Here is a 14,645-nt window from a genome sequence, read left to right as displayed (position 1 = left end):
CACGCTCGCGACGACCCCGGAGGCCGCCGCGCAGGCGTCCCAGGCGGGGCCCTCGACCCCGGTGCCGACGCTCGACCGGATCCGGGACGCCGCGCGCGTCCTCGCCCCGCTCGCCGCCCGCACCCCGATGGAGCACTCGCGCTTCCTCGCCTCGGTCACCGGTGCCGCGGTGCACCTGAAATGCGAGAACCTCCAGCGGACCGGCTCGTACAAGATCCGCGGCGCCTCCTACCGCCTGTCGCGCCTGAGCGCGGAGGAGCGCGCGCGCGGCGTCGTCGCGGCCTCCGCCGGCAACCACGCGCAGGGCGTCGCCTTCGCGGCGCGCCAGCTCGGCATCGCGGCGACGATCTTCATGCCGATCGGCGTCGCGCTCCCGAAGCTCGAGGCCACCCGGGACTACGGCGCGAACGTGGAGCTGGTCGGCTCCGTCGTCGACGAGTCGCTCGCGGCCGCGAAGCGGTACGCGGAGGAGACCGGAGCGGTGTTCATCCCGCCGTTCGACCACCCGGACGTCATCGCCGGCCAGGCGACGGTCGGGCTCGAGATCCTCGAGGACGTGCCCGACGTCGAGACGGTGATCGTCCCGATCGGCGGCGGCGGCCTGATCTCGGGCGTCGCGGCGGCCGTCAAGCAGCTCGCGCCCCACGTGCGGATCATCGGGGTGCAGGCCGAGAACGCGGCCGCCTACCCGCCGTCGCTCGCCGCGGGCGAGGTGCTGACCGTCCGCACCACGCCGACGATCGCGGACGGCATCGCGGTGGGGACGCCCGGGCGGCTCACGTTCGAGATCGTGCGCGACCTCGTCGACGACGTCGTGACCGTGTCCGACGACGAGACCGCGAGCGCCCTGCTCGTCCTCCTCGAGCGGGCGAAGCTCGTGGTCGAGCCGGCCGGCGCCGTCGGCGTCGCGGCGCTGCTGTCCGGCAAGATCACCGCGCCCGGCCGGACCGTCGCCGTGCTGTCGGGCGGCAACATCGACCCGCTGATGATGGAGCGCGTGATCAGCCGCGGGCTCGTCGCCTCCGACCGGTACATGACGCTGCGCATCGGCCTGCCCGACCGCCCCGGCCAGCTCGCGGTGATCTCCGCGCTCATCGCCGACGCGAGCGCCAACGTCGTGGAGGTGCTGCACACCCGCCACGGCACGGGCACGCAGATCAGCGAGGTGCAGATCGACATCAGCGTCGAGACCCGCGGCCGCGCCCACCAGGCGGTGCTCATGCAGCGCCTCCAGGAGGCGGGCTACGAACCGAGGGTCATCGTCACCTGACGGCGATCAGCCCGCGTAGGGCTCGACCTTCTCGACCGTGACCTCGATCGCGCGGCCCGTCGGGGCGGTGTAGCTGACCGTCGAGCCGACCTTCGCGCCGATCACGGCGCGGCCGAGCGGGCTGCTCTCGCTGTAGACGTCGATTTCGGAGTCGCCGGCGATCTCGCGGCTGCCGAGCAGGAAGCGCATCTCGTTGCCGGCCACCGACGCCGTGACGACGTTGCCCGGGGCGACCTCGTCGGTGGCGCCCGCCGCCTCGCCGACCTCCGCGTTGCGGAGCAGCACGGTGAGCTCGCGGATGCGGGCCTCGATCTTGCCCTGCTCCTCCTTGGCGGCGTGGTAGCCGCCGTTCTCCTTCAGGTCGCCCTCCTCGCGCGCCGCGGCGATGCGGGCGACGACCTCCTCGCGGCGGGGGCCGGAGAGGTCGGCGAGCTCGGCGGTGAGGCGGTCGTACGCCGCCTGCGGCAGCCACTTCGTGGCGGTGGGGTCGGACATGACGGTTCCTCGTCTCGGTTCGCGTGCTCCGCGGGAGCGGCTGGCGGCGTGGCCGCTGCCGGTGGGCGCCCGCGCCGGCGCACTCGGCGGCCGGCACCACGGGCGCGGATCGGGGGAGTTTAGGCGTCCCGGCAGGACTCGATCAAGCCGTTCGCCGCCCGCCGGACGGTCCGCACCCGGGTCTCGCCGGTGCGGTTCACCTGTCCGGTGGCGGGGACGCGGACCTCCGCGAGCCCCACCACGACGCCGCTCTCGTCGGTCGCCTCGATGGAGCAGACGAGGGCCGTGTCGGCGCGCCCGCTGACCAGCCACTGCACGTCCGCGGCCTCGTCCGAGCTCACCGTGATGCCGGTCGTCGTGACGTCGAGGGCGGTCGTCGCGCCGCCGATCCCGGTCCACAGCGACCAGACGACGACCCCGAGCAGCACGACCGCGGCGGCCGCGATCGCGGCGATCCGCGTGCGGCGACGCCGATCGGGCGTCCTCCCGTAGCGCTCATCGAGCGTCGTGGTGCGCGTGCTCACGCGTCCTCCCACCCGCCTCGTGAAGTACTCTCGTGCGGTCCCCGAGGGTACTGGAGGAGGGAACGTGTCCGTGCTGCTGCTGGTCGCCGCCGCGGTGCCCACCCCGTCGCCGTCCCCGTCGCTCGTGGTGAACGAGAACGCCGTGACGCCCGGCGTCGTCGGCTTCCTCGCGATCCTGCTCGTCACCCTCGCGACGGTCGGGCTGATCGTCGACATGATCCGGCGCATCCGCCGGGTCCGCTACCGCTCCGAGCTCGCGGCCCGCCGCGACGCTGCGCAGCAGCCGCGTCCCTGACCCGCGGAGCCGTCCGGGCTCAGGCCACGGGGTGCAGCGCGATGAGCAGCGTCGCCGTCCAGTGGCAGAGGAACGCCAGCACCGTGCAGGTGTGGAAGATCTCGTGGAAGCCGAACCGGTCCGGGAACGGGTTCGGTCGCTTCAGCGCGTAGCAGACCGCACCCGCCGTGTAGAAGAGGCCGCCGATCGCGACGAGCAGCATCATCGCCGGGTTCGCCTCGAACAGCGGCACGAAGTAGAAGACGGCGGCCCAGCCGAGCGCCAGGTAGAGCGCGACGTACAGCCAGCGCGGCGCCCCGATCCAGAAGACGCGGAAGACGACCCCGAGCAGGGCGCCGCCCCAGACGACGCAGAGCAGCACGATGCCCTGCCCGGGCGGCAGGGCGAGCAGGGCGAGCGGCGTATAGGTGCCCGCGATGAGCAGGAAGATGTTCGCGTGGTCGACGCGCTTCAGCGCGCGCTTCACTCTCGGCGACCAGTCGATGCGGTGGTACAGCGCCGAGTTGCCGAACAGCAGGATCGACGTCAGCACGAACACGACGCACGCCCAGCGCGCCTCCGGGCCGTTCGCGAGCGCGACGAGGACGAGCCCCGCCACCGCGGCGACCGGCGCGGTGATCGCGTGGATCCAGCCGCGCCACGTCGGCTTCCGCTCGAGGTGCGCGGCGTCCTCCGCCTCCTCGAGGAGGGGGAGGTGGGGCGGCTCAGCGGTCTCCGCACCCGGGCTCGGGACCTCCGTCGGCGTCGGCCCGCCACCCCTCGTCTCCCGCATGGGGCGAGGGTAGCCGGGACGCCCGAGGCGTACGGTTACCGCGTGCGGGGAAGAGGAGTCCGGCTGCGCCGGCCGTTCTACGCCGTCTACCAGCGCCGGTTGCGCCACAACCTCGAGGCCGGCCCGCTGCCGAAGCACGTCGCGATGATCCTCGACGGCAACCGCCGCTGGGCGAAGCTCGCGGGGCTCGAGTCCGCGGAGCACGGGCACCGGGCGGGCGCGGACAAGCTCCTCGAGTTCGCGGGCTGGGTCGACGGCCTCCGCATCCCGCACGTCACGTTCTACCTGCTGTCCAGCGACAACCTCGTCGGGCGGACGAGCGGCGAGCTGACGGCGCTGTTCGACATCATCGGCACGCTCGCGCTCGACCTCTCCACGCGCTGGCGGGTACAGCACGTGGGGACGACGGAGGGCCTGCCGGCGTCGCTGCTCGCCGCGCTCTCGACCGCGCAGGAGCGGGGCGCCGGGCGGTCGGGCCTCCACATCAACCTCGCCGTCGGCTACGGCGGGCGCACCGAGATCGCCCACGCGATGCGGAGCATCGTCACCGAGCACGCGGCCGCGGGCGGCACCCTCGCGGAGCTCACCGAGCACCTCGACCCCGAGCTGATCGCGGCGCACCTCTACACCGGCGGCCAGCCCGACCCGGACCTCGTCATCCGGACGTCGGGGGAGCAGCGGCTCTCGGACTTCATGCTGTGGCAGAGCGCGCACAGCGAGTTCTACTTCGTGGAGGCGCTCGGCCCGGACCTCCGCGAGGTCGACTTCCTCCGCGCGCTCCGCTCCTACGCCCAGCGGCAGCGCCGCTACGGCGCCTGACGCACCCGCGCGGACCCGGACTGCACGGGGCACGGGGCGTCCCTGCACGCCGCTACGCTTCCAGGCAGCCATGGACGCCCTGAACGACTACCTCGCCGGATTCGGTGAGGATCCCGGCTATCTCGACTTCGCCGCGTTCGGCCCGCTCTCCGCCGCGGTCGTCGCGGAGAGCGCCGCGCAGGAGGACCTCGTGCGCCGGGCGCGCCACGGCGCCCGCGAGCGGCTCGAGCGGAACGCGGGGCGCCTGCAGGACGCCGCGGCGGTGCTCACGGGCTTCCGCTCGGACCAGATCGTGTTCCAGCCGAGCACCGCGCAGGGCATCACGCAGGCGGTCTACGGCCTCGCCGGCGGGCTGCTCGTGTCGCCCGCCGACTACCCGGCCCTGCCGATCGCGGCCGCGCGGGCCGCGGAGGCGATGCAGGTCGTCACACCCGTGTGGCTCGAGGCGGACGGCGGCCGCGTCACGCCGAGCGGCGTCCGCGACGCGCTGACCAGCACGACGATGGCCGTGCTCGTGAGCGCGGTCGACGGCCGCACGGGCGCCGTCGTCGACCTCGACGGCATCCGCCAGGTGATCGGCGACCGGCTGCTGATCGTCGACGCGGTGCAGGCGCTCGGCGCGGTCGACCTGCCGTGGGGCGCGGCGGACGTCATCGCGTGCGGCGGTCAGAAGTGGCTCCGCGCCGGGTGGGGCGCCGCGTTCCTCGCCGTCTCCGACCGCGCCGCGAACCGCCTGACGCCCGTGCTGTCGGGGCACGCGGGCATCGGTGACGACGACGGCTGGGATCACGTGCCGCCGCCCGTCGACGGGGCGCCGGGCATGCAGATCTCCCAGCCGGACCAGGTGGCCGCCGCGCGGCTCGCCGCTGGGCTGGAGGAGCTCGCACACGCCGGCCCCGCCGCCGTCGCGGCCCGGATCGCCGACCGCGTCGCGCGGGTGATCGCGCTCGCGGACGAGTTCGGGCTGCCGGTCACGTCCCCGCGCGCGGAGGCCGAGCGCGCCGGCGTCGTCGTGGTCGAGCCGCTGCCCGACCGGCTCACCGCCCTCACGGCCGCCCTGTTCAACCACGGCGTCTCGGTGACCATCCGAGACGGGCGCGTGCGGCTCTCGCCGCACGCGGGAACCACGGAGGAGACGATCGCCATGCTCCGCTCAGCCCTGTCCGCCTACGCGACCGCGGTCCGGCCGGTCCGATGACGATGACCGGCCCGGGTCGCACGCTGTACGTCAGCGACCTCGACGACACCCTGCTCGGCGCCGACGGCGAGCTCTCCGGAACCGCCCGCTCGACGCTGACGCGACTGCTGGCCGAGGGGACGCAGTTCACCGTCGCCACGGCGCGCTCGCCGCTGACGACCCGGCGCGCGCTCGGCGACCTGCCCCTGTCCCTCCCGTTCGTCGCCTACAGCGGGGCGACCGCCGTGCACCCCGACGGGGCCGAGCCCCTCTGGTGGGAGCACTTCGACGCCCGTGCGCTGAAGCCGCTCGTCGGCGCGGCGCTCGCCGCCGGGGTGACCCCGCTCGTGTTCTGGCTCGACGGCGCGGAGGACCGGATCAGCTGGGTCCGGGGCGCCGAGACGAGCGGCGTCGACACCTTCCTCGAGTCCCGGCAGGGCGACCCGCGCCTCGCGCCCGTCGACGGCTGGGACGAGGTCGACCACGACACCGGCTTCTTCGTGTCGATCCGCGGCGAGTACCCCGTGGTCCGGCGGCTGTCCCGGATGATCCGGGCGATCTCCTGGGGCACCGGCTGCTCCCTCGCGCTCGCGGGCACCCGCGAGAGCGGCGTGGGCGTGCTCGACGTGACCGCCGCCGGCGCGACGAAGGGCTCGGGCGTCCGTCGGCTCGCGGAGGATCACGGGTTCACCCGGATCGTCGCGTTCGGCGACGGCGCGAACGACCTGCCGCTCTTCGCGGAGGCCGACGAGTCCTACGCCACCGCGGGGGCTTCGGACGAGGTGAAGGCCGCGGCGACCGCGGTGCTCGACGACCGCGAGGACGCGGTCGTGCACTTCCTCGCCGAGCAGGCGGCGCGCGCGGAGGTCTGACCGGCCGCGCCGACACGTCACGCGCGCGACACGGGCCTGTCACACCCGTGACGTACCGTGTGCGCATCGGGTACTCCACCCGGTCCGGGACGCATGCGGCTCGCGACGGAAGGGGCACGCATGGACCCGGCGTCAACGAGATCCACGGGGGTTCGCTGAACCGCCGCGGGGGAAAGAGGCCGCGTGCCTGAAGCGCTGTCCGCCCGTCAGTCCGAGTCCGAGCGTCCCGCGTCGACGTCCGAACCGCGCACCGGCACGCGCACGTTCGTGCTCGACACCTCGGTCCTGCTCTCGGATCCGAAGGCGCCGTTCCGATTCGCGGAGCACGCGGTCGTGCTCCCCGTCGTCGTGATCTCGGAGCTCGAGGGCAAGCGGAACGACCCGGAGATCGGCTACTTCGCGCGGCAGGCGCTCCGGAACCTGGACGAGCTGCGGGTGCAGCACGAGCGCCTCGACTTCCCGGTCCCGGTCGGGGACGGCGGCTCGCTCCGCGTCGAGCTGAACCACTCGAACATGAGCGTCCTGCCGAACGGGCTGCAGCTCGGCGGCAACGACGCCCGCATCCTCGCCGTCGCGCAGAACCTCGCCAACGACGGCCTCGAGGTGACGGTCGTCTCCAAGGACCTGCCGATGCGCGTGAAGGCCGCCTCCATCGGCCTCACGGCGGAGGAGTACCGGCACGAGCTCGCCGCGGACACCGGGTACACCGGCGTCGCGGAGGTCGACCTCGACGCCGCCACGCTCGATGCGCTGTACGACGACCACCACGTCCGCACCGCGGCGGTCGAGGGGCTGCCGATCAACACCGGCGTCGTCCTGCACTCCGACCGGGGGAGCGCCCTCGCGCGGGTCGTGCAGCAGGGCGAGCTGAAGCTCGTGCGCGGCGACCGCGACGTGTTCGGGCTGCACGGCCGCAGCGCCGAGCAGCGCCTCGCGATCGACCTGCTGCTCGACCACGAGGTCGGGATCGTCTCGCTCGGCGGCCGCGCCGGCACCGGCAAGAGCGCGCTCGCCCTCTGCGCCGCGCTCGAGGCCGTCCTCGAGCGGCAGCAGCACCGGCGCATCATGGTGTTCCGCCCGCTGTACGCGGTCGGCGGCCAGGAGCTCGGCTACCTCCCCGGCGACGCCGCCGAGAAGATGAACCCGTGGGGCCAGGCGGTGTTCGACACCCTCGGCGCGGTCGTCTCGCAGAACGTGATCGACGAGGTCGTGGAGAACGGCACCCTCGAGGTGCTGCCGCTCACGCACATCCGCGGCCGTTCCCTGCACGACGCGTTCGTGATCGTGGACGAGGCGCAGTCCCTCGAGCGGAACGTGCTGCTCACGGTGCTGTCCCGGATCGGGCAGAACTCCCGCGTCGTGCTGACCCACGACGTCGCGCAGCGCGACAACCTCCGCGTGGGGCGGCACGACGGCGTCGCCAGCGTGATCGAGACGCTGAAGGGCCATCCGCTGTTCGGGCACGTGACGCTCACCCGCTCGGAGCGGAGCGCGATCGCGGCCCTCGTCACGGAGATGCTGGAGTCGAACGAGCTCGCCTGATCCGCGAGACTCGACGCGTGCTGAAGGTCGTCGGGGTGGTCGTCGGCGTGCTGCTCGTGGCGGTGCTGGTGCTCGGCACGCTCGACTCGCTCGTGTGGATGCCGCAGTACCTGGCGCCGGGGATCCCGCTCCCGACGATCTACCGCACGCTCAGCGGCTCGGGCGATCTGCTCGCCTGCCTGCTCTCGCCCGTGATCTGGTTCCTGTTCTGGGGCGCCTTGGGCTCGGTCTACGTCCTGGTCCTGCTGCATCGCGCGTTCGTCGTGACCGCGCGTCCTGTCACGGCGGCCGCCCTCGGAGCCGCGCTCCTCGGCGGGGCCGGCTTCTTCCAGTGGTGGAGCGCCTTCGCGATGGGCAACTCCGTCTCGGACGAGCTGCCGCCGGGCGTCGGCGGCACGACCCCGCTCGGCGTCGTCATCGTGCTGGGCGGGCTGCTCCTCATGGTCGTCGCCGGCGCCCTGGGCCTCGTCGCCGCACTCACGCGGAAGCGGTCGGCCCTGGTCTCGCCCCGACCTGTGGACAACGCCTGACGCATGGTCGTGGACGCGCCTAGCCTGCGCGGGTGCTCGCGGTCGTCCGTCGTGTCCCGCCGGCGGCGGCGCTGCCCGTCGTGGGGCTCCTCGCCGTCACCGTGCTCGCGCTCGGTCCGCGGCCGGCCCTGATCGGGTTCGCTTGGCTCGCGCTCGTGACGCCGCGGCTCGTCGAGACCGACCTCGCCGAGCACCGCCTCCCGGACGCCGTCGTCCTGCCCGGCTACCCGGTCGTGCTCGGCGCCGTCCTGCTCCACGCCTGGTCGACGGGCGTCGCGCCGCTCGACGCGGTGCTCGCCGGCGCGGCCTGCGGGCTCGTGTTCCTCCTCCTGCACGTCGCGGGCGGGATGGGGTTCGGCGACGTGAAGCTCGCGCCGCTGCTCGGCGCGCTGGCCGCCGTGGCGGTGCCCGGCGGCGCGCTGCTCTGGCTCGTCGCGGCCTTCCTCCTCGGCGGCGTCGGCGCGGTGGTCGTGCTGGTCCGGCGCGGGCTCGGCGCCCGGCTCCCGTTAGGGCCGCCGATGCTGCTGGCCGCCTGGCTCGTCCTCGCCGTCGCGGTCTGACGACCGCTCGACCGACTCGCCGATCACGCCACCACCGGCTGCGGGGGCTCCCAGCGGCTGATGGGGCGGAGCGCGCCGCCCCATCAGCCGCGGAGAGCCCCCGCAGTGGGGGCTCAGCCGGGGCGGGTCATCGAGAGCACGTCGAGGGCGGCGTCGAGCTGCTCCTCCGTGACCTCGCCGCGCTCGACGAAGCCGAGCGCGATCACGGCCTGCTTCACCGTGATGCCCTGGGCGACGCTGTACTTCGCGACCTTCGCCGCGGCCTCGTAGCCGATGGCGCGGTTCAGCTTCGTGACGATCGACGGCGACGACTCGGCGAGCGCGCGGGCGCGCTCCTCGTTCACCTCGAGGCCGTCGAGCACCTTGTCGGCGAGCAGCCGCGAGACGGCGGCGAGCAGGCGGACGGACTCGAGCAGCGCGGTGCCCATGACGGGGATCGCGACGTTCAGCTCGAAGACGCCGGAGGCGCCCGCCCAGGTGATCGTCGCGTCGTTGCCGATCACCCGCGCGGCGACCATCAGCGTCGCCTCCGGGATGACCGGGTTCACCTTGCCCGGCATGATCGACGAGCCCGGCTGGAGGTCCGGGATGTGCAGCTCGCCGAGGCCGGCGTTCGGTCCGGACCCCATCCAGCGGAGGTCGTTCGAGATCTTCGTGAGGCTGACGGCGAGCACCTTCAGCGCGCCCGAGGCCTCCACGAGCCCGTCGCGGGCGCCCTGGGCCTCGAAGTGGTCGGCGGCCTCGACGATCGGCAGGCCGGTCGTCTCCGCGAGGATCCGGATCACCGCGGGGGAGAAGCCGTTCGGGGTGTTGATGCCGGTGCCGGTCGCGGTGCCGCCGAGCGGCACCTCCGCGAGCCGGGGCACCATCGCCGCGATGCGGTCGAGGGCGAGCCGGATCTGGCGGGCGTAGCCGCCGAACTCCTGCCCGAAGGTCACCGGGGTCGCGTCCATCAGGTGGGTACGGCCGGCCTTCACCAGCTGCGCCCACGCCGTCGCCTTCTCCTCGAGGGCGCCCGCGAGGTGCTCGAGGGCCGGCACGAGCACGGTCTGCACCGCCTCGGTCGCGGCGAGGTGCACGGACGTCGGGAACACGTCGTTCGACGACTGGGAGGCGTTCACCTCGTCGTTCGGGTGCACCGTCCGCCCGAGGCGCTGCGAGGCGAGCGAGCCGAGCACCTCGTTCATGTTCATGTTCGAGGAGGTGCCGCTGCCCGTCTGGTACACGTCGATCGGGAACTGGTCGAGGTGCTGCCCGCCGATGATCTCGTCCGCCGCACCGACGATCGCGTCCACGACGTCCGCCGGGAGCACCCCGAGCTCGCCGTTCACGATCGCCGCGCCGCGCTTGATCCGCGCCAGGGCGACGATCTGCGCGTCCTCGAGCCGCGAGCCGGAGATCGGGAAGTTCTCGACCGCGCGCTGCGTCTGCGCCGCCCAGAGGGCGTCGCGCGGGACCCGCACCTCGCCCATCGTGTCGTGCTCGATGCGGTAGGCGTCGTCGGACGTCATCAGGCTCCTTCGCCGGGGAGGGTTCAGCGGCCGTCGCCCACGGCGAAGCGGCGCTCGACGCGACCCTCCGCGAGGCGGTAGTTGGCGCCGACGACGTCCACGCTACCGTCCGCGACGGCGGCCGCCAGCAGCTCCGACTGGGCGAGCAGGTCGGCGACGGTGGCCTCGAGGTGGGACTCGCCGACCGCGAACGCGTCCGTCGACGAGGCGGCCCGGACCGCCGGCCGGATCCGGTCGATGTGCGCCTCGATGAGCGGCGGGAGGAGCGGCGCATCCGGCTGCTCCGCATCGATCGCCGCCTGCACCGCGCCGCACCGGTCGTGCGCGAGCACGACAACGAGCGAGACGCCGAGCACCGCGACCGCGTACTCGATCGACGCGAGCGCGGAGGCGCTCGCGATCTGGCCCGCGTTCCGGATGACGAACAGGTCGCCGAGGCCCTGGTCGAACAGCACCTCGGCCGCGACGCGGGAGTCGCTGCACCCGAGGACGGCGGCGACCGGCGCCTGGCCCTCGGCGAGCGCCGCCCGCCGGTGCGCGTCCTGCCGCGGGTGCTCGGGACGGTCGCCGACGAAGCGCTCGTTCCCCTCCGCCAGTCGCCGCCACGCGTCGGTCGCCGGTCGAGTCGTGTTCACGGCAGCGATCCCGTTCCCTTCAGGCCGCGCTCGGCGGCGTCGGTGGCGACGGCGGCCGCGAGCGAGCGGACCTCCGTCGGTGCAGCGGTGCCGTAGACGGCGACGACGACCGTGCCGATCCTCGTCGCGAGTCCGTAGGCGACGTTCCCCGCGTCCTGCCCCTGGTCGCGCCGGTCGTAGACGCGCCAGGGCAGGCCGCCGATCGTCGTGGTCCCCGTCGCCTTCGCGCCGTCCAGCGCGGTCGCGAGCACTGTCGAGTCGCCCGGCAGGCCCTCGGTGAGGCCGGCGTAGTCGGTCCCGTCGATCACCCAGCCGACGTACCAGGACGCGGTGTCGCCGGACCCCCGCAGCTGTGCGGCGTTCGAGCGCCACGACGCGGGCACCTTCGGGGCGAGCAGCGGCTGCCCCGCGGTGTCGCCGTACTGCTGCGCGGCGGACCGGACGTCGATCGCGGGCTGCTGCACGCCGTCCCCGCGGGGGACGAGCAGGACGATGAGCACGACGGCGGCGACGCAGACGACGAGGCTCGCGATGAGGTTGCGGAAGTTCTGGCGGGAACGGCGCAGCGCGCGGTCCCAGGCCTTGCGCTCGGCCGTCTCGAGCGGCGTCTCCGGGCGGCCGAGCTCCGCGACGACCCGGCCCGACGACCCGTCGGGCGTGCTCACGGCTCGGCGCGGGCGGCGTCGAGCTTCGCCCGCGCCCCCGTCAGCCACGTCTCGCATCGGGCCGCGAGGGCCTCCCCGCGCTGCCAGAGCGCGAGCGACTGCTCGAGCGTCGCACCGCCGCGCTCGAGCTCGTCGACGACCGCGACGAGCGCGTCGCGCGCGGCCTCGTAGGACAGGTCGTCGACGTCGGGCTCGGCGGTGCCGGCGGGGGTGGGCTCGGTCATGCGCAGGATTCTACGAGCGGGCGCCGACCGTATCGGCGAGAGCGGCGTCGCTGTGGACGACCCCCTCGCTCGTCGCGGCGACCGCGCCGTCGACCACCCGGACGGTCAGCTGGGTACCGGCCGGCGCGTCCGCCGTGCGCCGCAGCGCCGTGCCGTCGCCGCCGAGGACGATGGCGTACCCGCGCTCGAGGGTGCGGAGGGGGGAGAGGGCCCGGAGGTGCCCGCGCGACTCGGCGAGCCGCCGCTGCTCGAGGTCGACGAACCGGTCGATCAGCTCCGCGGACCGCGCCGCCCAGCGGGTCAGCTCGTCCGCCCGCGACTCGATGATCCAGCTGCCGTCCGCGAGCACCCGGCGCGCGCGCAGCCCGGCGATGCGGTCCGCCTCCTGCCGCACGAGCTGCGTGAGCCGGTTCCGGATCCGCGCGCGGGCCTGGCTGACGCCGTTCAGCTCCTCCGTCACGTCCGGGACGACGCGCTTCGCCGCATCCGTCGGCGTCGAGGCGCGGAGGTCCGCGACCTCGTCGAGCAGCGGCCGGTCGTTGTCGTGCCCGATGGCGCTGACGACCGGCGTCGTCGCCGCGGCGACGGCACGGAGCAGCCGCTCGTCGCTGAAGCCGAGCAGGTTCTGGAAGTCGCCGCCGCCGCGCGCGATGACGATGACGTCGACCTCCGGGTCCGCCTCCAGCGTCGCGAGCGCGGCGAGCACCTCCGGCACCGTGCGGTCGCCCTGCACCGCCGCGTGCACGACCCGGAAGTCGACGCTCGGCCAGCGGAGCTGCGCGTTCCGGATCACGTCCTTCTCGGCGTCGGAGTCCTTGCCCGTGATCAGCCCGATGCGGTTCGGGAGGAACGGCAGCCGCCGCTTCCGCGACCGATCGAACAGGCCCTCCGCTGCGAGCGTGCGGCGCAGCAGCTCGAGCCGCTCCAGCAGGTCGCCGAGCCCGACGTGCTTCATCTGGAACACCTGCATCGAGAGCGAGCCGCCCTTGACCCAGTAGTCCGGCTTCACGAGCGCGACGACGCGGTCGCCCTGCTTCAGGTCCGCGGGCAGCCGCGACTTCACGCTCGACCAGATCTGGAAGGAGACGGTGACGTCGCGCTCGAGGTCCTTCAGCTTCCCGTAGACGTTCGCGCCGCGGACGCCCCACTGGGTGATCTCGCCCTCGACCCAGACCTGGCCGAGGCGGTCGATCCAGCCCTTCAGCTTGTCGCCGAGGACGCCGACGCCCCAGGGCGACTCCATGGTCGCCGCACCGTCGCTCATGCCCGCGCTCCTAGACTTTCCCCCGTGGTCACCCCGGTCGAGCTCGGTCTTCCCCGGCGCCCGTCGACCGTTTCCACGGTAGCCGACGGGTCCGTCAGCGGCAGCGGGGACCCCGCCCGCGGCCGGGTGCTGCTCGCGGCGCCGCGAGGGTACTGCGCGGGCGTCGACCGTGCCGTGGTGGCTGTGGAGAAGGCGCTCGAGCGCTACGGCTCGCCCGTCTACGTCCGCAAGCAGATCGTCCACAACGTCCACGTGGTGCAGCGGCTCGAGGAGCAGGGGGCGGTCTTCGTCGACGAGGTCGACGAGGTGCCGCAGGGGAGCCATGTCGTGTTCAGCGCCCACGGCGTCTCGCCCGCGGTCGTCCGCGCGGCCGCGGACCGCGGGCTGCAGGCGATCGACGCGACGTGCCCGCTCGTCACGAAGGTCCACCGGGAGGCCGTCCGGTTCGCGCGGGACGACCGCCAGATCCTCCTCATCGGGCACCACGGCCACGAGGAGGTCGAGGGCACGATGGGCGAGGCGCCCGAGCGCACGACCCTCGTCGGCTCGCCCGAGGAGGCCGACACCGTCGAGGTCGCGGATCCGGACAACCTCGTCTGGCTCTCGCAGACGACGCTGTCGGTCGACGAGACGATGGAGACGGTGCGCCGCCTGCGCGTCCGGTTCCCGAACCTCGCCGATCCGCCGTCGGACGACATCTGCTACGCGACCCAGAACCGCCAGGTCGCCGTGAAGAAGATCGCGGGGCAGTCGGACGTCGTGCTCGTCGTCGGCAGCGCGAACTCCTCCAACTCCGTCCGCCTCGTGGAGGTGGCGCTCGACCACGGCGCCCGCGCCGCGCACCGCATCGACGACGCCGGCGAGCTCGACCCCGCCTGGCTCGAGGGCGCGGCGACCGTGGGCGTGACGAGCGGCGCGAGCGTGCCGGAGCGGCTCGTCCAGGACCTGCTGTCCGTGCTCGCCGAGCGCGGCTTCGGCACCGTCGAGGAGGTCCGGACGGCGGAGGAGGACCTCGTGTTCTCGCTGCCGCGCGAGCTGCGCCGCACCGCCTCCGGCGCCACGGACCCCCGGGCGCTCGGCGGCCGCAGCTGAGCGGGGAGCCGCGCCGGGCTCCGCAGTGGGACCCGGTCATCACGGTCGGGCTGCTGATCCTCGGGCTGATCGACACCACCCGGACGGTCACGATCGCCCGCGACTTCCCGATCGTGCTCCAGGCGCTCTTCGCCCAGACCGGGGCCGGGGTCTACACGCGCAACGACGTCGCCGAGACCGTCGGCTGGGTCGTCATCGCCGTGAACGTGGTCGGGCTCGTGCTCGCCATCGCCCTGTCGGTGCCGCGGCTGCGGGACCACCGCATGGCGTTCTTCGTGCCGATCACGATCGGCGTCGCCTGCCTCCTGCTGACGGTCGGGCTCACCCTCGGCGCCGCGCTCGCCGACCCGTCCTTCACGGCGAAGCTCACCCGGGGCTGAGCCGCTCGCGGATCCGCA

17 protein-coding genes and 1 pseudogene are annotated in these 14,645 nt (G+C 74.0%); 10 read left to right on the top strand and 8 right to left on the bottom strand.

Translation table 11 applies throughout. The annotated features are described in order from the left end of the window. Positions 1 to 61: 61 nt before the first annotated feature. Positions 62 to 1,270: a threonine ammonia-lyase gene (ilvA, locus tag CLV52_RS15495; protein ID WP_133767457.1), complete on the top strand. Its 1,209-nt coding sequence runs from the start codon at positions 62 to 64 to the stop codon at positions 1,268 to 1,270. A gap of 6 nt (positions 1,271 to 1,276) precedes the next feature. Here ilvA and greA read toward each other — a convergent pair whose 3' ends face one another. Together greA and CLV52_RS15485 are read right to left on the bottom strand one after the other, a co-directional pair. Next, positions 1,277 to 1,765: a transcription elongation factor GreA gene (greA, locus tag CLV52_RS15490; protein ID WP_133767247.1), complete on the bottom strand. Its 489-nt coding sequence runs from the start codon at positions 1,763 to 1,765 to the stop codon at positions 1,277 to 1,279. 119 nt (positions 1,766 to 1,884) lie between these two features. Next, a complete protein-coding gene (locus tag CLV52_RS15485) occupies positions 1,885 to 2,289 on the bottom strand; it encodes a DUF4307 domain-containing protein (protein WP_162850884.1) in 405 nt (134 codons plus the stop codon). A 64-nt stretch (positions 2,290 to 2,353) separates the two neighbouring features. Between CLV52_RS15485 and CLV52_RS15480 the strand changes: the two genes are divergently transcribed. After that, entirely contained in the window at positions 2,354 to 2,584 is a 231-nt protein-coding gene (locus CLV52_RS15480) for a hypothetical protein (protein ID WP_133767245.1), read from the top strand. Positions 2,585 to 2,603: 19 nt separating this feature from the next. On the opposite strand, the gene trhA is transcribed toward CLV52_RS15480, so the two are convergent. Then, positions 2,604 to 3,356: a PAQR family membrane homeostasis protein TrhA gene (gene trhA, locus CLV52_RS15475; protein ID WP_133767244.1), complete on the bottom strand. Its 753-nt coding sequence runs from the start codon at positions 3,354 to 3,356 to the stop codon at positions 2,604 to 2,606. 42 nt (positions 3,357 to 3,398) lie between these two features. Between trhA and uppS the strand changes: the two genes are divergently transcribed. The 6 genes from uppS to CLV52_RS15445 all read left to right on the top strand — a co-directional run bounded on the left by uppS (position 3,399) and on the right by CLV52_RS15445 (position 8,856). Further along, entirely contained in the window at positions 3,399 to 4,175 is a 777-nt protein-coding gene (gene uppS / locus CLV52_RS15470; protein WP_246018175.1) for a polyprenyl diphosphate synthase, read from the top strand. Positions 4,176 to 4,245: 70 nt separating this feature from the next. Then, positions 4,246 to 5,373: an aminotransferase class V-fold PLP-dependent enzyme gene (locus CLV52_RS15465; protein WP_133767243.1), complete on the top strand. Its 1,128-nt coding sequence runs from the start codon at positions 4,246 to 4,248 to the stop codon at positions 5,371 to 5,373. Beyond that, complete coding sequence (locus CLV52_RS15460) at positions 5,370 to 6,224, top strand: HAD family hydrolase (protein WP_133767242.1); 855 nt, start codon at positions 5,370 to 5,372, stop codon at positions 6,222 to 6,224. Before CLV52_RS15465 ends, CLV52_RS15460 begins: the two co-directional genes overlap by 4 nt. A gap of 195 nt (positions 6,225 to 6,419) precedes the next feature. Next, positions 6,420 to 7,766 (top strand): RNA 5'-3' helicase PhoH2, encoded by a 1,347-nt coding sequence (gene phoH2 / locus CLV52_RS15455; protein ID WP_162850901.1) that lies wholly within the window; start codon positions 6,420 to 6,422, stop codon positions 7,764 to 7,766. Between the two features lie 17 nt (positions 7,767 to 7,783). Beyond that, positions 7,784 to 8,296, top strand: a complete 513-nt coding sequence (locus CLV52_RS15450) for a hypothetical protein (protein ID WP_133767241.1) — start codon at positions 7,784 to 7,786, stop codon at positions 8,294 to 8,296. A 32-nt stretch (positions 8,297 to 8,328) separates the two neighbouring features. Next, positions 8,329 to 8,856: a prepilin peptidase gene (locus CLV52_RS15445; protein ID WP_133767240.1), complete on the top strand. Its 528-nt coding sequence runs from the start codon at positions 8,329 to 8,331 to the stop codon at positions 8,854 to 8,856. 113 nt (positions 8,857 to 8,969) lie between these two features. On the opposite strand, the gene CLV52_RS15440 is transcribed toward CLV52_RS15445, so the two are convergent. From CLV52_RS15440 to xseA, 5 genes are read right to left on the bottom strand one after another with little or no spacing between them, the layout of a single operon-like run. After that, positions 8,970 to 10,367 (bottom strand): class II fumarate hydratase, encoded by a 1,398-nt coding sequence (locus CLV52_RS15440; protein WP_133767239.1) that lies wholly within the window; start codon positions 10,365 to 10,367, stop codon positions 8,970 to 8,972. 23 nt (positions 10,368 to 10,390) lie between these two features. After that, positions 10,391 to 11,002 (bottom strand): carbonic anhydrase, encoded by a 612-nt coding sequence (locus CLV52_RS15435; protein ID WP_211342718.1) that lies wholly within the window; start codon positions 11,000 to 11,002, stop codon positions 10,391 to 10,393. Then, a complete protein-coding gene (locus CLV52_RS15430; RefSeq protein ID WP_162850883.1) occupies positions 10,999 to 11,667 on the bottom strand; it encodes a DUF4245 domain-containing protein in 669 nt (222 codons plus the stop codon). The genes CLV52_RS15435 and CLV52_RS15430 overlap by 4 nt, the downstream gene beginning before the upstream one ends. Then, positions 11,664 to 11,891, bottom strand: coding sequence for an exodeoxyribonuclease VII small subunit (locus CLV52_RS15425; protein WP_133767237.1), 228 nt, complete (start codon positions 11,889 to 11,891; stop codon positions 11,664 to 11,666). The genes CLV52_RS15430 and CLV52_RS15425 overlap by 4 nt, the downstream gene beginning before the upstream one ends. Positions 11,892 to 11,901: 10 nt before the next feature. Continuing rightward, entirely contained in the window at positions 11,902 to 13,155 is a 1,254-nt protein-coding gene (gene xseA / locus CLV52_RS18985) for an exodeoxyribonuclease VII large subunit (protein ID WP_246018173.1), read from the bottom strand. A gap of 24 nt (positions 13,156 to 13,179) precedes the next feature. On the opposite strand from xseA, the gene CLV52_RS18980 reads away from it, so the two are divergent. After that, positions 13,180 to 14,247, top strand: coding sequence for a 4-hydroxy-3-methylbut-2-enyl diphosphate reductase (locus tag CLV52_RS18980; protein WP_425455705.1), 1,068 nt, complete (start codon positions 13,180 to 13,182; stop codon positions 14,245 to 14,247). Further along, positions 14,193 to 14,627, top strand: a pseudogene (locus CLV52_RS18975) (DUF6264 family protein); the annotation flags it as partial. The gene CLV52_RS18980 and the pseudogene CLV52_RS18975, both read left to right, overlap by 55 nt. Between the last annotated feature and the right edge of the window lie 18 nt (positions 14,628 to 14,645).

This window comes from Amnibacterium kyonggiense (assembly GCF_004364555.1).
In the GTDB taxonomy this organism is placed as follows: domain Bacteria; phylum Actinomycetota; class Actinomycetes; order Actinomycetales; family Microbacteriaceae; genus Amnibacterium; species Amnibacterium kyonggiense.
The sequence above is the reverse complement of the archived record's forward strand: the minus strand, read 5'-3'. Positions and strand labels throughout refer to the sequence as shown.